The following is a 21,822-nucleotide window of genomic DNA, read 5'->3' as shown; positions in this document are numbered from 1 at the left end:
TTCTATAAGTCCAGAAGACGAAGTGAATCGTCTGTGGGAAGGGAGTCCGAGGGGCTCATAGTACCAAGGAACCTAAGGACAACATAACCTTAGGGAGGGAAGGAGCCCTGCTTTGTTCATGTTTCACCAAGAGGTACGAGTCCGTGAATGCCCAAAGCGGCTAACGACACGCAAGAAAACACTCAAGAACTCGACAGGGGAAACTAGGTCATGGGCCAAGGCCAGAATGCTGCATGCCCATGAATGACGAACATCGGAAAGCCGTATGAGGGAAAACCTCACGTACGGTTTGATGAGGAGGGGCTGAATTTATTCAGCCCTTTACTCTAGCTGCGGCCGGAAGCTGCAGAAGATTAGAGGATAGGCGGGAGTTATGCAGAAATAGGTATAATACAAAATTAACCATAAATAGGAGGCTTATTGTGGAATACATACTGCTGCTTCCCAACTTTTTAATGGAGGTATTTACGATCGTGGTTGCGCTGGTGATTTATGACCGGTTTTTCAAGAGCAGATAAACGGAGATCCCGCAAGCCAAGAGTATCCAGCAAACAAAGAGTATTCCGTAAGTAAAGAGTATCCCGCAACCCCAAAAAGGTGCTCCCGGCTGCTATATCAGCAGACTGCGGAGCACCTTATTTTAACGGGAATCTAGCCCTGCGGGCTGGAGCGGCTCGTCAGGACCTTGAGAGTCCTTGCGGCCGGTCCGGTCCGGCGGATTGAACCGGTACACGATATAGCCGACAATGAGCGGCAGGAGGATGGTGACAGTACCGGCGGTTACATTTACACTCTCCCGCATGAAGATCAGGGTCATGCCGATCAGGATGCTGTCAAATACGACGTGGGCGAACATGACGGCGATATAGCCGTAACGCAGAAAAATATAGCTGAACAGCAGCCCGATGACGGTCAGCTCAATCGGCCTTGAGATAACCGGGTAGATCGGGTACAGGGTATGCCCGAAAGCCCAGATCAGTGTGGTGATCAGGGAGGCGATCAGGGTGTTTTTGACGAGCTTTTTGAGCATCCGGATGCCGAACAGGCGGTAGACCGCTTCCTCGGACAAGCCGGCAAGCCAGGCAACAATCGGCATCAGCAGGGCGTACCTCATATTATAAGGAGACTGGCTGGCGTCTGTTGTTGACCAGTTATCCAGGGTGAACGTCAAAATAATAAACATAATGGTCTGCACGCCAAGCAGGATAAGCGCCCAGATATAACCGGCAGACATGCTGTCCAGCACATATTTGCCGTACCCCGGCTCCTTGGCGCGCGGCCACGGGTTCAGCCCTTCCTCCTTACGCCACAGCCCGTTGCCCCCGACGAGGGAGAAATAGAGCAGTGACGACATCAGCAGGCTGTAAAGGGCATAGATAATAAACATAATTACAGAGGTTATACGGGCCTCAGCAGTGTCGGAAACCGGCTCAGGCAGCATATTGTAGGTGCTGATCAACATGATGGTGAAATGGATCGAGCTTAAAGTGATGCCGCGTACAAAAGAAGTATGACTGCGCCGCAGAATGCTGAAAATCAGCGCCAGCAGGCCGAGTGCCAGCGTCGGCAGGGCATAGCCGAACAGGGTTAGCTTCGTAGCCAGCGATTTCTGGTCCTCCACGTAGGAGTCATGCCAGGCCGGGGCGGAGAATCCGGCACGGAAATAAGACAGCTCTCCGTCCAGAAAATGAAACTGATAGCGCAGAGCAGCTTCTCCTATTTTGACGGAGCTGTCGGAATAGACGAGACCGTAGCCATCGGAATCTGCTTCAATCTGCAGCTTGGCGGGGTTTGCTCCCCATAACTGCAGCCAGGGTCTGGCGAGGGTTTCCTTTTGCTGCAGGCTGAGTCCGCCGTTTGCGCTGCTGTCCACAGAGACGCCTTTCGAATTCCCGGGTGCCGGCGGATCGCCATAGTCCCATCCGTCACTTGCATGGGCATACCCGCCCAGGGCAAAGGCGGTAACCTCGCCTGTATACATATTGAGGTCAACGGCAAGAACAGGATCGGCTTCACCGTCAGTATAAAGAACCGCATGGTAGACATCGAATGGATACCGCTGATCCAGCTTATTGTCATTGTAGCTCTGCAAGAGCTTTTCCTGTGACATATAGCCGTAAAAGGAGGAGTCGGTCTGGTAGCTTACTGTCCAGTGATCCTGTTCTGTCTCCGGATGGCCGAGCTGCTGTGCTGCGAATGCGGCCGCTTTGTCGCGGGCTTCAGTCTTGCTGATCGTGGATGCCGATCCTCCGCTGTAAAGCTGGGGTACAACCTGGAACATAAGGAAAACGATAAGACCGATTATACCGGCGAAAATAAGTCTTTTGGTAAGGGGCCGCTGCTGTAAAGGCTGGCCGACGGAATTCATGAAACGCCTCCTTGCATGGATTCATTTGTAGTTGCATATCTGTTTCATTATACGGGACAGGCCGGGCAGTTACAAAAAATACCTGTTATACGATGCCGGCTTATCTAACTTTACATTTACGTGAACGAGCCCCGGCTTATGCCTGCTTTTTCCCGGCAGGCCGGCTCAAGCTGAGGTGATAATATCTGGCGCCTGCCGGAATACAGCAAAATGCTGCAGGCAATCCGATCAGAGCGATCCAGCCCAGTAGACTCCAGTCGGGCAGAATCCCAGTGTGCAGCTCAGCAGGCAGAAAAATGATTTTATTCAGGAAAACACCGCCCATAAGCCCTAATAAAGATACCGGGAACATCAGAATACCCAGCACCGGTGCTTTCATCGTATAGTATTCCAGCTGCAGCAGACATAGCATGACAGTTAACACCAATACATAAAACAGGAAGAAATATAGCAGCCAGATCAAGGTTTGAGACCAGTCCTGCAGCCCGGTATTGCCGGCAATCAGGGCGGTGACGCTGCCGGCAGCGGCCGAGAGCAGCAGGATAACCATAATCCGCACTGCAGTAGTCCATACCACGGCAATACCGCTTAGCAGCAGAGCCAGCCGGCTCTGCGGAAAGCTCAGCAGCCAAGGTAATTGTTTGCGCTCGCTGCTGCTGCGCAGGAGAACCCAGACGCTGCTGAAGGTAATCACCAGCCCAAACAGTGATCTCATGAGGGACAGGACTACGGATTCCACATTTGAGGTTATGCCGAAGTAAAAAACGGCTGCCACCATGGGCGGAACAGCGAACTTCAGGCTGAGTACAGCCGGATGCTTCTCTGTCCGGCGCGTCCGGCCGGCATAGAGCCGGTACAGCATCATGAATGTGGAGGTATCCTTCTGCAGGCCGGTATTCCGGGTAATCCGGAGCGTCCCGGATCTGAAACGGCGTGAAGCGCCGGTAGGACTGGAAGAACGGACTTCCTGCCCTTCCGCTTCCAGGCCTCTGGCGGCAACGAGCAGCATCAGCAGATGGCTAAGCGGCCAGCCGGCAGCGGCTGCTGCAAGTGAAGCATACAGCATAAAACCGGGTGAGCCGGGGGCTGCTGCCTGCGCACCTGAGTACCCGGTGCCATAAATGCCGTCAACTATAAACGGTGACATCCATAATGCAGTGTACGGAATGAAGAGCAGCCGTGCTAATCTGCCCGGCTGCAGAAACAGGCTGATTGCGAGTCCGAATACCACGGCAAGCGGCAGAAAAATCAGCATGAACAGCGTATATGCCGCAACCAAATAGAGAAGTCCAGGCATGGATAACGGCGGATACCAGCCGCTGCGGACAGAATAGAGATATAGCATAACGGCGGCGAGGAGAACCGCAAGCATCAGCTGAAGGCTATGTCCGAGCAGACTGATCATTTTGGCATACAGCAGCTTTAATCTGGAGTGGGGAAAGGAGAGCATCCAGTCGCGGGAGCCGGCGTTCATAAAGCTTACCATACTGACTGCCGAAAGGACTGTCACCGCTGACCATACAAGCAGAGCGGCATAGATGAAGGGTATGCGTTCCGATGATCTGGAGCCGGGAAGGTAGATGCCAATTAACACCGTGCCGATGACCAGAATCAGGGCTGTCAGCAGCCTGTAATGTTTACCAAGTCTTGAAAGGCTATAACGGCTGTACTCCAGCCGGACCAGCGTCTTCATCGCACTCATGCGAACACTTCCCTGTAATGAGATTCTACCGATTTCCCGGAGCGGCGCAGCCTATCTACATCTTCAATGCTGCGGATTGTTCCTTTGCCGATCAGGATCAGGCGGTCGAACAGAAGCTCCATTTCCCGGATGTCGTGGGTAGCGATCAGAAAGGTGCGCCGGCCGTCCGCAAGCTCGCCGACTACAGCAGAAGCAATCCGTTCGCGGGAGATGAGATCAACACCGGTGAATGGTTCATCGAGGATAATCAGCGGTGCTGTGCGTGACAGGCAGGTCAGCAGCTGCAGGCGTGCTTCTTCACCGCGGGACAGTGAAGAGATGGCCGGCTCCACGGATACATTGAGCTCTGCCTGCACCTCCAGCGCCTTGACCGGGTCCCAGTCCGGATAGATTCCGGCGGCAAAATCCAGCCATTCCCTGACGCTCAGCCAGCCGGGCAGATTGCTGCGGTCCGGCAGGAGTGACAGCATGCCGAGCTGCTCTATACCAGCCGGCTGGCCGAAAACTCGTACAGAGCCGGTATCCGGGGCGGCCAGTCCGGCGATAATCCGCAGCAGTGAGGATTTGCCGGCGCCGTTAGGGCCAAGCAGGCCGGTCAGGCTGCCCTGCGGAATATCGAAGCTGATGTCCTGGAGAATGCTCTTTTTTCTTCGCGTAAGCCCGAGTCCCCGGCACTCTACCGCCGCAGGCCCTGCAGCCGCCTCCATACTGTAATGATTAGCCGTCATGTGAATCCTCCTTATCGAATTCCAGCAGTTGCGCGGCCGTGAGGCCGAGCTTTCCGGCAGCCGCCTTAAATTCCTTGATTGCCTTGCGCATAATTTCTTTACGTGCCTCGCCAATCACAGCTGCATCCCTGGTGACAAAGGTACCCTGCCCGCGGTAGGTAACAATCAGGCCCATGCGCTCCAGCTCCTGATAGGTTCTGGCTGCGGTGGTAGGGTTGACGCCCCTGCCTGCTGCAAGCTCTCTTACGGAGGGCAGCCGCGAGCCGGGCGGTATATGTCCGCTGACAATTCTTCCTTGGATAGCCCAGGCAAACTGTTCGTAGATTGGCAGTGAGGGGTTGATCTGAAACGGTTCCGGCAAAAGCTCAAAGGACTGATCCATGAAATACCCCTTCCTTCTCTGACTGATTCCTGAGGTCATGTGTATGGAGGATAACCATACACTTTATAATTGGAGTGTACCACTACACACCATACAATTTCAAGCGAGATTAATTACATTGAAAAATCAGGCTTTGTGATGTTGGACAATAACGTATATAATTTGTATGTTTATTGGAACAATACTAATTTTTTATGCTGTTATGAAGCATGTGAAAGGATGAGCCGTTTGGCCTCGCCATTTCCTGAATTTTCGAAATTCAGATTATTTAAGCTGTCGCCGCCCCAGATTCTGGTGGGGGGATTTGCCGCAGTCATCCTGATTGGAACACTGCTCCTGATGCTGCCCTTTGCCAGTGCATCCGGTCATTCCCTGAGATTTATAGATGCGCTTTTCACGGCAACTTCGGCGACCTGCGTAACCGGGCTCGTTGTAGTGGATACCGGCACCCACTTCAGCGTCTTTGGCCAGATTGTTATTCTGCTGCTGATACAGGTCGGCGGCCTCGGCTTTATGACCATGGCAACCCTGTTCGCGCTTCTGCTCAAACGCAAAATCTCGCTGCGCGACCGGCTCATTCTCCAGGAGGCGATGAACCAGAGCTCGATGGAGGGGATTGTCCGGCTGATCCGCAGGGTCCTTGTCTATTCACTGGTTATTGAGACAGGCGGTGCGGTTCTGCTGTCGCTCCGCTGGGCGGCGGATATGCCCTTTGGCCGTGCGTTGTATTACGGTGTATTTCATGCCGTCTCCATGTTCAATAATGCCGGATTCGATCTGTTTGGGAATTACCGCAGCCTAACCGCGTATGCCGGTGACTCCGTCGTGAATCTGGTTGTTATGCTGCTGATTGTGTCTGGCGGTATCGGGTTCATTGTGATGGCCGACCTGATTGAATACCGGAAAAGCCGCCGGCTGCAGCTGCACAGCAAGGTCGTTCTGTCGATGACAGGGGCACTGATTCTAACCGGTGCCGTAGTGATTTTTGTGTTTGAGTTCACCAATACCCGTACACTCGGTTCTCTTAATTTCGGCGGCAAAATTTGGGCCTCATTCTTTCAGTCGGTAACACCACGTACAGCTGGTGCCAATACGGTAGACATCGCCGGAATGCGTCAGGCCACACAGTTTTTTATCATCATCCTGATGTTTATCGGCGCATCTCCGGGCTCCACCGGCGGAGGAATCAAGACGACCACCTTTACGCTGATGATCGGGGCGGTTGTCTCTATGCTGCGCGGACGGGAAGATATTGTGCTGTTCCGTTACCGGCTTGCCCAGGAGCGGGTATTTAAGGCGCTGACGATTACGCTGCTGGCCCTGCTGCTGATTGTATCTGTGTCGATGGTTCTCTCAACCACAGAAGGGCACCCGTTCCTGACGATTCTGTTTGAGACGACATCGGCGTTTGCGACTGTCGGGCTATCGATGGGGCTGACACCGGAGCTGTCTGATGCCGGTAAAATCCTGCTCTGCCTGACGATGTTTGCCGGAAGGCTTGGTCTTTTGACACTGGCCTATGCACTTGGTCCGAAACAGGGTAAACCATTGTATAAGTATCCGGAAGGTAAAATGATCATTGGATAAGGGGTTAAAGTGATGTTAAAAGCACAGCAGTTTGTTGTGATTGGCCTCGGCCGTTTCGGCTCCAGTCTGGCGCTTGAGCTGATGGCTATGGGCTATGAGGTGCTCGGAATTGACCATCTGGAAGATCGTGTAGAGGAAATGAACGGGCAGCTGACCCATGCGGTCATGGCGGATGCGACGGATGAAGGGATCATGCGTTCATTGGGTGTACGCAATTTTGACTGCGGGATTGTTGCCATCGGGGACAATATGGAGCGGAGTATTTTGACGGCGATTCTGCTGAAGGAATTGGGAGTAAAGCAGGTGGTTGCGAAGGCGATTACGATTCTCCACGGGCGTGCGCTATCCAAGCTTGGTGTGGACCGGGTTATTTTTCCGGAAAGGGATATGGGCATCCGTGTAGCGCATCAGCTGGTTACTCCCCATCTGCTGGATTATATCGAGATTTCCAAGGACTACAAAATCGTCGAGCTGGCCGTTCCCTCCTGTATGGACGGAAAAAGCCTCTCCGAGCTGAACACCCGTGCCAAATACGGCTGCAGCATCATTGCCCTCAACCGCAAAGACGGAATTATCGTTGCCCCTACGGCCCATGATTATGTAAGCCAGGGAGATATTATGGTTGTCATCGGCTCGAATGAGAGTATCGAGGAGTTTGAAGACGGGGCGGTTAACGCGGATTGAAAGAAGGATAGAATAATAGAATAATAGCGAGGTTATTATATGTACTGTAAGCCCGGACGGGAGTCCGGGCTTTCTTTATTTTACCGGCCAAATATTAAAGAATACAGCGTCATAATATCACAAATGGATAATATTTATTATTTCAGGCGAATGTCCGTTTCCAACATTTTTATGATTTTGTAATTGGTATTTATTTGTTTTCAAAAAAATATTTCGAGAAATTTCACTGAAGATATATATTAACTGTTTCTTGTAATGTTAAAATAACTGTAAGCGTGCCAATGTTTAACGGTTTCCACAATATAACTTGTAAGCGTTTAAAATTTCATCTAAATTAAAGTAGGGGGAAGTAATATGAGCTGGCGTTTTGATTTTGGACCTGCCGGAGCAGCGGAAGGATATACCAAAGTGTCCGCTGCAGACAGCTACGATGCCGCAAAAGGGTATGGCTTTACAGATGTGTCACAGGTAACGGAACATAACCGGGGGGAAGAGCCGCTTGCCGGGGATTTTGTTATACCTTTTAATACGGCTTTTGTTGCGGATGTGGAAGACGGGAACTATATTGTCTCTATTCTTACTGGGGATGAGGCTGCGCCGTCCTGCACCACACTGAAGACCAACGGGGAAAGGCTGATCCTTAACAATTACCGGACTGTAACCGGTCAGGTCTCCCGTGAGCTGTTCGGCGTGAACGTGCGCGGTGGCCAGCTGAAGCTCAGATTCGGCGGGGTCGCCCCGCGGATTAATGCGCTGGAGATCACGAAGACGAGTGAACAGATTACGGTGTATCTGGCCGGTGATTCAACAGTCACGGATGTCGGCGATGAAAAGGGCTTTCCGTTCTCCGGCTGGGGGCAGATGCTCCAATACTTTTTCAAGCATGATGTTGCGGTTGCCAACCATGCCGTGGGAGGACGCAGCTCGAAGAGCTTTATCGGGGAAAACCGGCTTCAGCCGATTCTGGATGAGATCAAGGAAGGCGATTATATGTTCATCCAGTTCGGCCATAACGACCAGAAGTGGGATGAGGCCCGCCATACTGACCCGCTTACAACCTATCCGGAGCATCTGCGCCGGTACATTGAAGGTGCCCGCGCCAAGCAGGCGATCCCTGTGCTGGTCACTTCTGTGCACCGCCGTTATTTCGATGCTGCAGGCAAGCTGACTGACACACACGGAGCCTATTTGGAAGCCGTAAGAAAGCTGGCTGAGGAGGAAGAGGTTCCGCTGATTGACCTGGCCGAGAAGAGCAGACGCCTGTTTGAAGAGGCTGGACCGGAAGCAACCAAGTCGATTTTTCTGTGGGGAGCGCCCGGGGAATGGATGAACCATCCCGGCGGTACCGTTGACAATACACATTTCCAGGAGCGCGGCAGCCTGCGCATAGCTGAACTGGTGGTTCAGGGAATTAGGGAGCTTGGACTGCAAAAGCTTATTATGTTCCTCAGATAGCTGCTGTGATCATCTGCATGGGATTAGAGATTAAGGGGGGCACACTATGAAAAAAATACCGATGATGCTGCAGCTGGCGTTAATTCTGTTCTGTATCATGGCCATTCCGACGGCCATCCTTACCTGGTACAGCGGGTCGCAGATTATTGAAAACTCAGAGGCAGCCATCGGGGAATCAACGCTTGCCGGACTTAATGCCAACCGTAAGCTGAATGAAAATGCACTGGCCAATCTGGCCCAGGACACGTCACGTCTGGCGGCAACGAGTGTGTTTGACCGGATCCGCAGCTTCGAGACGTACGACGAGATTAATTCCAGCTTTAATAATTACAGCCGCGGCAAGGATGTAACAAACGAACTGCTCAATCTGAACCGCCGGGTAGATGGCGTAGCTTCTTCCTACTTTTATCTGGAGGGTTCCGATTATGTAGTCTCTACGGACAAGAGTGTGACCAAGCTGGAACGCTATGAGGCGATGGACTGGGTGGAGGATGCCCTTGAGGGGCAGAGGGGAATCAGCGGTGTATGGGTTCCCCGCAAGCTGGATTCGGGCGAGAATGTCGTCTCCTATGTGTATCCGCTTAACCGGCTGTCGTCCAACACACGCGGAATCATTGTAGTCAATATGAAGGAAAGCCAGATCGGCAAATACCTGAATGCCACAGAGGTCGGTAACAGCAGCAATCTGCTTCTGGATGCAGACGGCAAGGTGATCTCCTTCAATGATAAATCACTCGTGCTGTCAGACGGCTTTGAGCTGCCGTTTCTCCGGGAATTGCTGGATCAGAATATAAGCGAAGGCTACACGTTCCGGGAACTTGACGGCAAGCGGATGGTGTATGCCTGGACCCGTTCGGCATTATCCGGATGGTGGAACGTCAGCTGGAGCTCGCTGGATGAGATGATGGCCGATTCCCGGGAGATGCAGGGAAATATTATTCTGCTTACCGGCGCCATTATTTTACTTGGAACCTTATTGGCTCTCTTTTTTGCCACCTGGCTGTCCAGACCCCTCCGGCAGCTGGTGCAGACCATACGCTCCAAAAGCGATTTGAACGTGGCAGGCAAAAATGAGCTGGCCTTCCTGGACATGGCCTTTAAGCGGATGCAGGAGGAGGAGGAGAGCCTGTTCCAGCTGCTGCAGGAGCGTGAGCAGGATACCCGGAGTCTCGCAGTTCACCGTCTGCTGCGCGGCGAAATTCCGCCGCGGATTAACGAAATTTTTCCTGAAGCTTACTACCGGGTAATTGTTGTCTCGATCGACCGTTACAGGGTATATGTCGGCAATACCAGTGTGGAGACACGCAGCTATCACCGTTATCTGCTTAACACAAAATTCGAGAGTCTGTTCCCTGAGCAGATTCTGGCGAGCTCTGTATATCATAACGACGGCTGCCTGGTCATCGTGCTGAATTTTGCGCCGGATGAGGATGAGGCGGGCAGAGGGCAGATTCAGCAGGTGCTGGAAACGATCCGGGATGAATCACTTGCGCTGCTGGAGCATACCGTCACGATCGGGGTAAGCGATGTGGCGGATGTCCCTGAAATGGTGGCCGAGCGGCTGTTTGAAGCGATGGAATTGATCAAGCAGCGGATGATCAACGGGGCCGGAAGCATTATGTACTGGGAGGATGAGGAGGAGCACAGCCGCAAATATATCGACTTCGACTGCAGTGAGCGGCGGATTCTCAATTTTCTGGATGCCGGTAACCTGGACGGGATATTTAAGGAGCTGCAGACGATCCGCAGCCAGATCAGTGCAGAAGAGAATATTTCGTACGATAATATTATGTTCATCTATCACCAGCTGATGGGAGCTACGATCAAGCATCTGCGCGAGAATCATATCGGTACCGGAAGAATGATCGTGGGGAAAGGCAACATCTACAGTATTCTTGCTGCGATGGATACATTGGAGGAGCTGGAGGAATACCTGCATGAAATGTTCCGTGAAATCGTCCAGAGCCTCGATCACAGTCCTGGCGAAACCAATCACGGGGAACGGATCGTTCAGTATTTGAAGGAACACTACCGTGAAGAAATTGTTTTTGAGGATATGGCAAAAGAAATCGGAATCAGTTACTCCTATATGCGCAAAATTGTGTATGAGCAGACCGGCAAAAGCATGATCGATTTCCTGAATCAGCTCCGCATCGAAAAGGCCAAGGAGCTGCTGCTGGATACCGACCTGACCATTAAACAGATTGCCGCAGAGGTAGGATATTATAATCTGCAGAGCTTTAACCGCTTTTTCCGCAAATATGAAGGTATGCCGCCGAGCAGCTACAAGTCGGCCAAGAGCAAGGGCTCCTAAGAGCCCTCTCGGGGCCGGCAGCCGGCGGTTTTTATTTGTTTACCTGTTAATGAAAGCGTTTTATTTTTGGGAATGCCTATCATATTTGATTATGGACATGCTCAGAAAGCTGATAATACCGCGCTCTAATCAAATTTGATGGGGATCATCAATACTCATGATTTTCAAAACCGGATAATCGGGATACATTGGATTCACGCCGGATCACACAGCCGGCCACAAGATAAAAATGGTGCAGGGGGTGAGACTTTGAAAGCTGCAAGCGCTTCACAAACCAATCAGGCCCTTTTATTAAGAAAAAAATACGGGCCGCTCTATTACTTGCGCCGTGACTGGCAGCTGTATCTGCTGGTATTATTTCCGCTAGCTTTTGTAATCGTTTTCAAATACATGCCGATGACCGGGCTTGTAATCGCTTTTAAAGACTACAAAATTGCCAGAGGCTTCTGGGGCAGTGACTGGGTAGGCTTCGAAATCTTCCAGCAGATCTTCTCCAAGCCTGACTTCACACGGGCTGTGCGCAATACGCTGCTGCTCAATGTGCTTGATCTTGTATTCAGCTTCACGATGCCGATCATTCTGGCGCTGATGCTGAACGAGGTAAAGAGCATCAAGTTTAAAAGGGTAAACCAGACGCTGCTGTATCTGCCGCACTTTCTCTCCTGGGTTATTATCGGAGCGATTGCGTATCAGCTGCTTAGCGAAGGAAGCGGTGCCGTCAATAATCTCATTGAATTGATGGGCGGAACCCGCGTGCCGTTCCTGCAGGAGGATACGAACTGGCTGATCAGCTATCTGGCCATCGGGGTATGGCACAGCATGGGCTGGGGAACGATCATCTATCTGGCCGCAATCAGCGGAATCAATCCGGAAATGTATGAGGCGGCAACCGTGGACGGGGCCGGACGCTGGAGAAAGGTATGGAATATCACGCTTCCCTCCATCCGGGCTACGATTGTAACGCTGCTGATCATGAGTCTGGGGAAAGTGATGGACGGCTCGTTCGAACGGATCTGGTCCCTGCAGAATAAGGCGACTACTGAATTCACGACCACCATACCTGTTCTCGTGTACCGTTGGGGGATCGAATCGGGTAACTTCAGCCGGGCGACGGCAATCGGGCTGTTCCAGTCCGTCATTGGGATTATCCTGGTCATATCCGCTGACCGCCTGGCCAAAAAGCTTGGCGAGGACGGAATACTATAGAAAGGAGAGGAACCATGAAAGCATCAACCGTAACTCCCGCCGCAACCGGCAAATGGCGTATAGATATCTATGATCTGCTGATCAAATTTGGGCTGATCGTTGCTTCGCTGGTGTGTCTGCTGCCGTTCGTGCATGTGGCCTCCAAATCCCTCAGTTCAGATTCCTACGTTATAGCCAATAAGGTTTTTCTGTGGCCTAAAGGCTTTACCCTGGAAGCTTACAGCAAGATTTTTGCCGATGCGAGCATTCTCCGGTCCTTGTACATCTCGGTGATCGTAACCGTACTGTTCACGATTCTGGGGATGATCCTGACCATCTGCGCAGCCTATCCGCTGTCCAGAGCCCAGTTCAAGGGCCGCCGGGTCATTACCTTCATCTTCCTGTTTACGATGTATTTCAGCGGAGGGATTATTCCGGATTACATGAACATCAATAATCTGGGACTGATGGATACGATCTGGTCACTGGTCTTGCCGTTATCCTTCAGTGCATTTAACCTGCTGATCATGAAAACCTCTCTGACGAGCAGTATTCCGGTCAGCCTGGAGGAATCTGCACGGATAGACGGTGCCGGACATTTCCGGATTCTCTGGAACATTGTGATTCCGCTTTCCAAGCCGATTATCGCGACCCTGTCTCTCTTTTATGCGGTTGGACGCTGGAACGCCTATCAGGACGCCTTGTTCTATATCAAGCATGCGACCGATCTGCGGCCGCTGCAGCTTAAGCTGTACTATCTGGTCATCCAGGCCAGTGAAAGCTTCCAGCTGGAAGCAACTACGGTAACACTCAGTAATCCTGAAGTTCTGAAGGCATCAGTCGTTGTGTTTGCTACTTTGCCTATTCTCTGCGTATATCCCTTCGTTCAGAAATACTTTGTACAGGGTGTTATGCTCGGAGCAGTCAAAGAGTAATTATATGTTCCACAGCAGTACTACTTCAATACGAAAACTATAATTGGGGGAATTGCGATGAACAAAAAAGGGTATGTATCACTATTGATGGCTTCGGTCATGACGGCCGGCATGCTGGCCGGATGCTCAGGCAACAACAATAAACAGAATGCCGCAGCCACTAACAGCCCTGCAGAGACAGCGGCAGCAACAAACGCTGCTGCCGAAGGGAAATACCCGGATTATTCACAAGGCTTCAAAGACAAGGTTACCCTTGATATCCCTGTCTATGAGCGTGCATTCGAAGGCTGGAATGTAACCGACAACTATTACACCCGCTGGGTTCAAAAGGAATTCGGCGATAAGTACAACATTGACGTTAACTACATTCCGATTACCCGCAAGAGCGAAGTTATCGACTATGAACAGCTGCTGGCGTCACACAAGGCTCCGGATATTATTTTCCACTACGATATGCCGCAAGCGCTTACTTACTATGGTGAAGATGTTATGCAGCCGCTGGACTGGTCTGAAATCGAGAATTATGCCCCGACTTACTGGGCGAACATGGGTGAGACCATCAAGCAGTACGGTATTGTAGACGACCAGAACATCTTCTTCTATGCAGCGCGCCCTGAAGCAGACAACTTCACTACTATCATCCGCAAGGACTGGGTAGAGAAGGTGGGCATGAAGGTTGAGGATCTGACTTCCCTTGAGAAGTACAACGAAATGCTAGTGAAGTGGAAGGAAGCCGGACTCGGTGTAACCGGGGGCAGCTTGACTGCCAACAGCTTCAACTATAACTATGCATTCCGCGACTGGCCGATTGATGCCAATTACCGTGCACTATATTCCGACCTGAGCGTGGCTGACTTCACTACTAAGGATACAGAGTTATGGCTGCGCAACCTGAACTATCAATACAATAACGGACTCATTGATAAAGAATTCTATCTGCGCACCGACGAACAGAAGATTAAATCGGAATTCGTTTCCGGCAAAACAGGTACCTTCGGCCTCTATCTGACCAATAATACGGATGTTATTTCTGCAACACTGGCCAATGACCCTAGCGCTGAGTTCGCAATCGTGCCTCCATATGCAGGTGTTCCGGAAGGCAAGCAACCGCAAGGGCGTGCATACTGGCCGTTTGGCTTCATCATGGGGATCAACTATGAAACCACTGACGAAGAACGTGCTGCAGTGTGGATGTACCTGGAATGGCTGAGCCAGCCGGAGAACCTGTTCAAGTTCCAGAACGGGGTTGAAGGCGAGAACTATACGCTTGATGCAGAAGGCATTGCTGTTAAGAATCCGGATTTCAAAGGTGAATCTGTACTGTCCCAGAACAACAACAAAGACTACTGGGGTCTTGTAACAGAAATCGCCCAATACCCTGATCCTGAGAAAACCCTCAAAGCGAACCTGCGCAACTGGGCGCCTGCCGGCTATGAATATCTGGCTGATGATCTGGTGAAATACTATAATGAAGTAGCTGAATTCCGCACACCGGACGCTATGTTCACTACTGTACTTGAGAAGGTTAACGAATACAAAGCAGACCTTAATACCCTCTTCCAGGAGCTGTATGTGAAGATTGTACTGGCACCAGAAGCTGACTTTGACGCCAACTATGAAGCAGCGAAGAAGACTTACCTGGATGCAGGCTATCAGGAAATCCTCGACGAGAAGCAAAAAGCAATTGATGCAGGCCAGTTCCGTTAATCAGGGAGTACCCCTGTATAATTAAACAGCACTACAGTTAAACCGTCCCCGGCGGGCCGATCCATAGTGATATGGAAGCCTGCCGGGGGTTTGTGTTTTATTCGCGGCCTTCGAGGAACACTTCCTCGGTAACCTGTACAAGGCAGCGGGCAGCCGTGCTCAGTCCGCCGCTGCTCGGATAGATCAGGCATGTGGTACGCTGGGTCTGCTCCAGCTCCTTGATATGCAGGGAGACCAGCCCGCCTCCGTTCAGCAGCTCCGGACGCAGGTATGATTTCGGCAGCAGTGCAGCGGCCTTGATGGTAGGCAGAAGCCGGACGATCGCCTCGAAGGAGTCAATCTCCATCCGCACGTCGGGATCGGTGCCGCAGCGCTGGAACAGCTCATCGGTCATGCGGCGGTACCAGGTGCCCTTGGAGAACAGGATCATCGGGAGCCGGTTGAGATCATCCATCGTCAGCTTCGCATTCAGGGTCAGCGGATGCTGCTCGGAGACGACGAGACGGAGCTGGTCCTCAAACAGCGGAATGCAGCGCAGGCCCGGCTCCTGAATGGAGGAGGCGACAATGCCGACATCGCTCCGGCCTTCGCTGACCGAGGAGACAATTTCATGCGTCCGGCCGGTAACAAGCTTCAGCTCGGCAGCCGGATATTTCTCCATGTAGGCGTTCACAAGCGGCGGCAGCGTCGTCTGCAGGGTGGTAAGGCTGGCCCCCAGGGTGACGAGCTGCGGCTCGCCTTCCTTGAATTTGGACAGCGCTTCAAGGAACTTGGAACGCTGCTGACGCTGTTCAAGCGCATAAGTATAAGTAAGTCGTCCGACCTCAGTCAGCTCCAGCCGTTTACCGAACCGGTTGAACAGGGTAACGCCAAGGCGTTCCTCCAGCTTGGAAATTTTGCGGGACAGGGCAGGCTGTGACAGATTGAGCTGGCGCGAGGCACGGTTGAGGCTGGAATGCTCTACAACCGCGGCAAAAATGTCCAAATCATCGAACATACGGGTTCTCCTTTGACCATTCTGGGGTAATGCTGATACTGTACGCTCATTGTATATGGATGAAAGTGATAATGCTCATAGCATAGCCGCTATTCAAAACTTGTTCTGTATAGTAAAAAGGCAGTATACCCGGGAAAACCAGGCTCTAAATGAGAATTATTATCACATTAAAAATATTCTTATGCAAATATAGTATAACGATTTATAATTAGATTGCAATTCCCTTATAAGACAAAAAAGAGTAACATAAAAAGTGACACAAGATATTCACATATTGTGAATGTTAGAGCAAAGTCCGGGAAAACAATGGATAACGGTGAAAATAGATGTCTGGTGAGCTGACGAGGCCTTTCTTCCCCTGTTTCAACTGTACTCCCGGCGGTGTATGCTCATTAATGAAAACGCTGTTTTAATCGGAAAGGGGACACTTTGCATGAGAGGATTTTATTCCAGAAAGATTCATTCCTTGCTCGGCGTTATCCCGCTCGGATTCTTCTTCATCGAACACATGATGACGAATTTCGCAGCAGTAGAGGGTGGCGCTTCAGGTTTCACCGACAGTGTGCTATGGCTGAACAGCCTGCCGCTTGTCTTCTTCCTGGAATTGTTCGGGATCTGGCTTCCGCTGCTGTATCACGGGGTCTACGGGCTGTATATCGCATACCAGTCTAAGCCGAACCTGAGCCGCTTCAACCTGGAAAGAAACTGGCGTTATACCCTGCAGCGGATCAGCGGCGTCATTACCTTTGTCTTCATTGTCTGGCATATGTTCGAGACACGTTTTCAGGTTGCCGTAGGCAATGTTGAACATGAGGAGCTTGGCGGCGTTATGCATGAAATCGTGACCCAGCCGCTGATGCTGGCGATTTATGTGATCGCTATCATTGCAGCCTGCTTCCACTTCTCCAACGGCCTGTGGTCGTTCCTCATCAGCTGGGGAATTACCGTCGGACCGCGCTCGCAACGAGTGTCCTCAATACTCTGTCTCGGTCTTTTCGTCATCGTAACCTTTATGTTCCTGATCTCGCTGTTCACGTTCCGTGACAGTGAATTCCAGACTGCGGCCAGTGCCGCACAGCATCTACGCACCCTGTTATAAGCGGTGATGTCTGTTACAGGAGACGGTTTTGTATGAACCTATATTAATTGTATCCCTACAAAACTTTAGGAGGAACGCTCATGGCATCAGCCGATATCATTATCGTGGGCGGCGGGCTGGCAGGCTTGATGGCTACCATCAAGGCCGCGGAAGCCGGCGCACATGTTCATCTATTCTCTCTCGTTCCGGTCAAAAGATCGCACTCGGTCTGCGCACAAGGCGGCATCAACGGGGCCGTCAATACGAAGGGCGAGGGCGACTCGCCCTGGGAGCATTTTGACGATACCGTCTACGGCGGTGACTTCCTGGCGAACCAGCCTCCGGTCAAGGCGATGTGTGAGGCGGCGCCGGGAATCATCCACCTGATGGACCGGATGGGGGTTATGTTTAACCGCACGCCGGAGGGGCTGCTCGACTTCCGCCGCTTCGGGGGTACGAAGCGCCACCGGACGGCTTTTGCCGGGGCAACTACCGGCCAGCAGCTGCTGTACGCGCTTGATGAGCAGGTACGCCGCTGGGAGGCGGAAGGCCTTGTGACCAAGAGCGAGAACTGGGAGTTCCTCTCGGTTATTCTCGACGATGCGGGCGTCTGCCGCGGCATCAGCGCACAGAACCTGAAGACGATGGAAATTCAGACCTTCCCGTCCGATGCGGTTATTCTGGCCAGCGGAGGCCCGGGGATTATTTTTGGCAAAACAACCAACTCGGTTATCAATACAGGAACGGCTGCAAGCGCGGTGTATCAGCAGGGTGTGCATTATGCCAACGGGGAATTCATCCAGATCCATCCGACGGCGATTCCGGGCGATGACAAGCTGCGGCTGATGTCGGAATCGGCGCGCGGTGAAGGTGGACGCATCTGGACCTACAAGGACGGCAAGCCGTGGTACTTCCTGGAGGAGAAATATCCGTCCTACGGAAACCTGGTGCCGCGTGATATCGCCACGCGGGAGATTTTCAACGTATGTGTGGATCAGGGCCTGGGCATTAACGGGGAGAACATGGTCTACCTCGACCTGTCGCACAAGGACCCGAAGGAGCTTGATGTCAAGCTCGGCGGTATTATCGAAATCTACGAGAAGTTCATGGGCGATGACCCGCGCAAGATTCCGATGAAGATTTTCCCGGCGGTCCACTACTCCATGGGCGGCATGTGGGTCGATTATAACCAGATGACCAATATTCCCGGACTGTTCGCGGCCGGCGAATGTGAATACCAGTATCACGGCGCGAACCGTCTCGGCGCGAACTCGCTCGTCTCGGCGATCTACGGCGGTATGGTGTCGGGGCCGAAGGCAGTGGAATACATTAAAGGGCTTAAGAAGTCTGTACAGGATATTCCGTCCAGTGTATTCGACAGCTTCCATAAGCAGCAGGTTGGCAAATACGAGTCCCTGCTGGGCATGTCCGGTACAGAAAACGCCTATGTGATTCACAAAGAGCTGGGCGAATGGATGACCGCCAACATGACCGTGGTGCGCGAAAACAAACGGCTGGAAGCGACCATCGGCAAAATCAAAGAGCTCAAGGAGCGTTACGGCCGTATTAACATGAGTGATACTTCGCGCTGGAACAACCAGGGTGTAGCCTTCACCCGTCAGCTGTGGAACATGCTGGAGCTGGCCGAGGCGATGACGCTGGGGGCGCTGCTGCGCAATGAGAGCCGCGGAGCCCACTACAAGCCGGAATTCCCGAACCGCAACGATGAGGAGTTCCTTAAGACGACCAAAGCAACCTGGACACCGGACGGACCGAAGATTTCCTACGAGGAAGTGGATGTCTCGCTGATCCCGCCGCGGGTGCGTGACTATTCCAAGGACTAAGTAATAAATCTGAGAAGTAACGTTCACAAAACTTTTAGGAGGTAACCGATATGGCGGAAACAGCTGCAGCTCCCAAAAACGTGAAATTTATCATTACCCGCCAGGACGCACCAGAGAGCTCGCCCTATACAGAGGAATTTGAGCTGGCCTACCGGCCGGGGATGAACGTAATCAGCGCCTTAATGGAAATCCAGCGTAACCCGGTTAACGCCAGCGGCGACAGCACGGTGCCGGTCTGCTGGGACTCCAATTGTCTGGAGGAAGTGTGCGGCGCCTGCTCGATGGTAATCAACGGCAAGCCGCGCCAGGCCTGCGCCGCTCTGATCGACAATCTGGAGCAGCCGGTGCGGATTGAGCCGATGAAGACCTTCCCGGTCGTGCGCGACCTCGTTATCGACCGCAGCCGGATGTTCAATGCCCTCAAGCGCGTCAAAGCCTGGATTCCAATCGACGGTACGTATGATCTGGGTCCGGGGCCGCGGATGGCCGAGAAAAAACGCCAGTGGGCTTATGAACTGTCCAAGTGCATGACCTGCGGCGTCTGCCTGGAGGCCTGCCCGAACGTTAACGAGAAGACGAATTTCATCGGTCCGGCTGCCATTTCCCAGGTCCGGCTGTTCAACGCCCATCCTACGGGCGAAATGAATGCCGACGACCGCCTGGAAGCACTGATGGAGGACGGCGGGATCGACGGCTGCGGTAACTCGCAGAACTGCGTACGCGCTTGTCCAAAGGGCATTCCGCTGACCACCTCGATCGCCGAGATCAACAAACAGACCACCAAGCATATGTTCAAGCGCTGGCTGGGTGTGTAACTCCAGAGTACTGAGCATAGGCGGCTGATAAAAGGCGACCGTTCCGGCAGCTAAAACGCTGCATATGCTAAAGCTGTTCCTTAAGGCAATGCTGCCCGGGGGAACAGCTTTTTATTATTTGTTTTCGGGACATGAGCAGGCTCCGCCTTGCGGGGAGATTTTGCCGGAAACGCCTGAATAAAGTAGGATTGGTACAGTTCTGTGAAATGTAGGCTCAGACATCCGACTGGTAAATGTTTGTATGTTTCTTTTTGCTGCCATAAAGGGTACATGATTTACATTCCGCAGATACATACGCTGTGCCTGTATATAAGGGAAACTTAAACAAATTTAGGTCCATATGTTATAATCTCCTTAGTTAATGCGCTTTCAGGCCAAGGAGTACCGGGGAGGAATGACGTTGATTTGTAGAGAGCAGGATGGATTCATTGTAATGGTTAAACAGCATGATCACGGACGGCTGGCCGGGGAGCTGGCGGCATGGTTCAAAGAGGAGCAGGTGCCGGAATCCGTACGCCGGGATGAGGTGCTGTGGGCTATCGCCAACCATGACCGCGGCTGGATTGATCTGGATGAGACACCTTTCTGGAATGATGCGGAGGACGCGCCTTACAGCTTTATTGATTTTCCCGTTGTGCCCAAGCTGACCTTTTACCGGCGCGGGCTAAATGAGATTGAAGCTGTGACAGCCTATGGCGCGCTGCTGTGCAGCCTGCATTTTGAACGGCTGATTGAAGTGTCCGGAGAGGAGAATCCGGAGCTTGCGGAATATCAGAAGGATGAGGCAGAGCGCAGGGCCCGCATTCACCGGGAGCTGGAGCAGCGTAATGTGCCGATTGGCGAGGATGAGCTGTTCTATGATGCCAGGCTGCTGCAATTCTGCGATGATCTGTCACTGTATATGGTGCTCAACAGGCCCGGAAGCCCCAAATCCGAGGAGCATCCATGGTGGACAGACGGCTTTTCCGGGAGCGAGGATTTCAGGTTTACTTCAGGCCGGACCATTACCGCAGAATGGAAGGATGAGTCGGCGCTAATGCTTGAGCCGTTCCCGTTTACACGGGAGGTAGAGGCAGTCTTCAAGCTGCGCAGGGTCAGCCGGCAGGAGATTAAAGACAGGGGCATTGCCCGCGCCTACCGTGAGACACCGGAGGAAGAATGCCGGATTAGGCTGACCGGGCGTCTGGAGGAAAAATCTGCTGATGCATAGGACCGTGCGGGGAGCAACATTTGCCCGCAGTGCTTTATTGAAGCGATAAGCTTTGCTTTCCAATGAACAGGAGTGTGATAGCGGTGACCGGATGGATATGGACCTTTAACGCTGGTGTAATAATCCTGCTGTCGCTGCTGTTTTACCGGCTCCGGAGGAGATGGGTAGGAAAGGCGGTACTGCTTGTTCCGGTGCTGATTTATGCGCTGATCTCGGCGGAGGATTTGCTGAACTGGATCGACTTGGGTTCGATTGTACCGGGTCACCGCGGGCTGCGGGCACTGATTCTGCTGTTTGTGCTGGCTTCGGTCCTGTTCTACATCCTGTTCATCTTTCATGAAATCAAATTATCCAATGACAAGGAGGTCAGGCTGCAGCAGACGCTGGTCCGCATCAGTATTGCCGCCTTGACCTGTATTCTTTTCTTTACCATCGTATATACATCTATTTATAAGCTGTTTGGACAGTCCTCCTTTCAGGGAAAGGGGCTGGGAGAAGATTTGCTCAGCCAACTGATCACCTTCCTATATTTTAGCGTTGCTACGTTTACGACTGTGGGCTATGGGGATGTGGCACCAAGTGACAATACTTCGCGGCTTGCTGTCATTATGCAGATCAGCTTCAGCTTCATCACTGTGGCTTATGCCCTGTCCATGCTGGGGCTGTTCCGCAAAATTCTCGGGCCGGGTACGGAAGAAGAAATTGAAGCTGAAATTGATGTGAAAATTGATGATGCAGTCGAAGACTATGAGGACGATAAAAGTGAACAGGAATCAGGGCAGGCTGCTGCAGCTGAAGATACACCGTCCACCAAATAGTACGAAAGGAGAA

Annotated in this window: 17 protein-coding genes; 12 read left to right on the top strand and 5 right to left on the bottom strand. The window is 52.2% G+C overall.

From position 1 onward, the window contains the following. Positions 1-640: 640 nt before the first annotated feature. From BLR64_RS21025 to BLR64_RS21010, 4 genes are all read right to left on the bottom strand, one after another. Complete coding sequence (locus BLR64_RS21025; RefSeq protein WP_090717141.1) at positions 641-2,368, bottom strand: CPBP family intramembrane glutamic endopeptidase; 1,728 nt, start codon at positions 2,366-2,368, stop codon at positions 641-643. A gap of 136 nt (positions 2,369-2,504) precedes the next feature. Then, positions 2,505-4,070 carry a hypothetical protein gene (locus tag BLR64_RS21020; RefSeq protein WP_090717140.1) on the bottom strand — a complete coding sequence of 522 codons (1,566 nt, stop codon included), beginning with the start codon at positions 4,068-4,070 and terminating at the stop codon, positions 2,505-2,507. Then, positions 4,067-4,798: an ATP-binding cassette domain-containing protein gene (locus tag BLR64_RS21015; protein ID WP_244157799.1), complete on the bottom strand. Its 732-nt coding sequence runs from the start codon at positions 4,796-4,798 to the stop codon at positions 4,067-4,069. The genes BLR64_RS21020 and BLR64_RS21015 overlap by 4 nt, the downstream gene beginning before the upstream one ends. After that, positions 4,788-5,180 carry a GntR family transcriptional regulator gene (locus BLR64_RS21010; RefSeq protein WP_090717138.1) on the bottom strand — a complete coding sequence of 131 codons (393 nt, stop codon included), beginning with the start codon at positions 5,178-5,180 and terminating at the stop codon, positions 4,788-4,790. The genes BLR64_RS21015 and BLR64_RS21010 overlap by 11 nt, the downstream gene beginning before the upstream one ends. 228 nt (positions 5,181-5,408) lie before the next feature. Here BLR64_RS21010 and BLR64_RS21005 point away from each other — a divergent pair, with 228 nt between their 5' ends. The 7 genes from BLR64_RS21005 (at position 5,409) to BLR64_RS20975 (ending at position 15,047) form a co-directional block, all read left to right on the top strand. Next, a complete protein-coding gene (locus BLR64_RS21005; protein ID WP_244157798.1) occupies positions 5,409-6,767 on the top strand; it encodes a TrkH family potassium uptake protein in 1,359 nt (452 codons plus the stop codon). Positions 6,768-6,779: 12 nt separating this feature from the next. Next, the gene (locus tag BLR64_RS21000; protein WP_090717135.1) at positions 6,780-7,451 is read left to right on the top strand and encodes a potassium channel family protein; all 672 of its coding nucleotides are present in this window, start codon (positions 6,780-6,782) and stop codon (positions 7,449-7,451) included. Positions 7,452-7,805: 354 nt separating this feature from the next. Next, positions 7,806-8,906, top strand: a complete 1,101-nt coding sequence (locus BLR64_RS20995; protein WP_090717133.1) for a rhamnogalacturonan acetylesterase — start codon at positions 7,806-7,808, stop codon at positions 8,904-8,906. Between the two features lie 46 nt (positions 8,907-8,952). After that, entirely contained in the window at positions 8,953-11,220 is a 2,268-nt protein-coding gene (locus BLR64_RS20990; protein WP_090717131.1) for an AraC family transcriptional regulator, read from the top strand. A 249-nt stretch (positions 11,221-11,469) separates the two neighbouring features. Continuing rightward, positions 11,470-12,426, top strand: coding sequence for an ABC transporter permease (locus BLR64_RS20985; protein ID WP_244157797.1), 957 nt, complete (start codon positions 11,470-11,472; stop codon positions 12,424-12,426). Positions 12,427-12,440: 14 nt separating this feature from the next. Further along, positions 12,441-13,340: a carbohydrate ABC transporter permease gene (locus BLR64_RS20980; RefSeq protein WP_090717128.1), complete on the top strand. Its 900-nt coding sequence runs from the start codon at positions 12,441-12,443 to the stop codon at positions 13,338-13,340. A 57-nt stretch (positions 13,341-13,397) separates the two neighbouring features. Continuing rightward, a complete protein-coding gene (locus tag BLR64_RS20975) occupies positions 13,398-15,047 on the top strand; it encodes a type 2 periplasmic-binding domain-containing protein (RefSeq protein ID WP_090717127.1) in 1,650 nt (549 codons plus the stop codon). 97 nt (positions 15,048-15,144) lie between these two features. Here BLR64_RS20975 and BLR64_RS20970 read toward each other — a convergent pair whose 3' ends face one another. Continuing rightward, positions 15,145-16,044, bottom strand: a complete 900-nt coding sequence (locus BLR64_RS20970) for a LysR family transcriptional regulator (protein WP_090717125.1) — start codon at positions 16,042-16,044, stop codon at positions 15,145-15,147. A gap of 433 nt (positions 16,045-16,477) precedes the next feature. On the opposite strand from BLR64_RS20970, the gene BLR64_RS20965 reads away from it, so the two are divergent. The 5 genes from BLR64_RS20965 (at position 16,478) to BLR64_RS20945 (ending at position 21,809) form a co-directional block, all read left to right on the top strand. Continuing rightward, positions 16,478-17,143 carry a succinate dehydrogenase cytochrome b558 subunit gene (locus BLR64_RS20965; protein WP_090717124.1) on the top strand — a complete coding sequence of 222 codons (666 nt, stop codon included), beginning with the start codon at positions 16,478-16,480 and terminating at the stop codon, positions 17,141-17,143. 80 nt (positions 17,144-17,223) lie between these two features. Beyond that, positions 17,224-18,966: a succinate dehydrogenase flavoprotein subunit gene (gene sdhA, locus BLR64_RS20960; RefSeq protein ID WP_090717122.1), complete on the top strand. Its 1,743-nt coding sequence runs from the start codon at positions 17,224-17,226 to the stop codon at positions 18,964-18,966. A gap of 50 nt (positions 18,967-19,016) precedes the next feature. Further along, complete coding sequence (gene sdhB, locus BLR64_RS20955; protein ID WP_090717121.1) at positions 19,017-19,781, top strand: succinate dehydrogenase iron-sulfur subunit; 765 nt, start codon at positions 19,017-19,019, stop codon at positions 19,779-19,781. Positions 19,782-20,181: 400 nt separating this feature from the next. Then, positions 20,182-20,991, top strand: coding sequence for a DUF3891 family protein (locus BLR64_RS20950; RefSeq protein WP_167360747.1), 810 nt, complete (start codon positions 20,182-20,184; stop codon positions 20,989-20,991). 83 nt (positions 20,992-21,074) lie between these two features. Next, complete coding sequence (locus BLR64_RS20945) at positions 21,075-21,809, top strand: ion channel (protein WP_090717118.1); 735 nt, start codon at positions 21,075-21,077, stop codon at positions 21,807-21,809. Positions 21,810-21,822 lie beyond the last annotated feature (13 nt).

This window comes from Paenibacillus typhae (assembly GCF_900099765.1).
In the GTDB taxonomy this organism is placed as follows: Bacteria; Bacillota; Bacilli; order Paenibacillales; family Paenibacillaceae; genus Paenibacillus_AQ; species Paenibacillus_AQ typhae.
The sequence above is the reverse complement of the archived record's forward strand: the minus strand, read 5'-3'. Positions and strand labels throughout refer to the sequence as shown.

Excerpts from the sequence above, each read along its gene's own strand:
- BLR64_RS21025 (WP_090717141.1), bottom strand. The coding sequence starts at position 2,368 with ATGAATTCCGTCGGCCAGCCTTTACAGCAGCGGCCCCTTACCAAAAGA.
- BLR64_RS21020 (WP_090717140.1), bottom strand. The coding sequence starts at position 4,070 with ATGAGTGCGATGAAGACGCTGGTCCGGCTGGAGTACAGCCGTTATAGC.
- BLR64_RS21015 (WP_244157799.1), bottom strand. The coding sequence starts at position 4,798 with ATGACGGCTAATCATTACAGTATGGAGGCGGCTGCAGGGCCTGCGGCG.
- BLR64_RS21010 (WP_090717138.1), bottom strand. The coding sequence starts at position 5,180 with ATGGATCAGTCCTTTGAGCTTTTGCCGGAACCGTTTCAGATCAACCCC.
- BLR64_RS21000 (WP_090717135.1), top strand. The coding sequence starts at position 6,780 with ATGTTAAAAGCACAGCAGTTTGTTGTGATTGGCCTCGGCCGTTTCGGC.
- BLR64_RS20995 (WP_090717133.1), top strand. The coding sequence starts at position 7,806 with ATGAGCTGGCGTTTTGATTTTGGACCTGCCGGAGCAGCGGAAGGATAT.
- BLR64_RS20990 (WP_090717131.1), top strand. The coding sequence starts at position 8,953 with ATGAAAAAAATACCGATGATGCTGCAGCTGGCGTTAATTCTGTTCTGT.
- BLR64_RS20980 (WP_090717128.1), top strand. The coding sequence starts at position 12,441 with ATGAAAGCATCAACCGTAACTCCCGCCGCAACCGGCAAATGGCGTATA.
- BLR64_RS20975 (WP_090717127.1), top strand. The coding sequence starts at position 13,398 with ATGAACAAAAAAGGGTATGTATCACTATTGATGGCTTCGGTCATGACG.
- BLR64_RS20970 (WP_090717125.1), bottom strand. The coding sequence starts at position 16,044 with ATGTTCGATGATTTGGACATTTTTGCCGCGGTTGTAGAGCATTCCAGC.
- BLR64_RS20965 (WP_090717124.1), top strand. The coding sequence starts at position 16,478 with ATGAGAGGATTTTATTCCAGAAAGATTCATTCCTTGCTCGGCGTTATC.
- sdhA (WP_090717122.1), top strand. The coding sequence starts at position 17,224 with ATGGCATCAGCCGATATCATTATCGTGGGCGGCGGGCTGGCAGGCTTG.
- sdhB (WP_090717121.1), top strand. The coding sequence starts at position 19,017 with ATGGCGGAAACAGCTGCAGCTCCCAAAAACGTGAAATTTATCATTACC.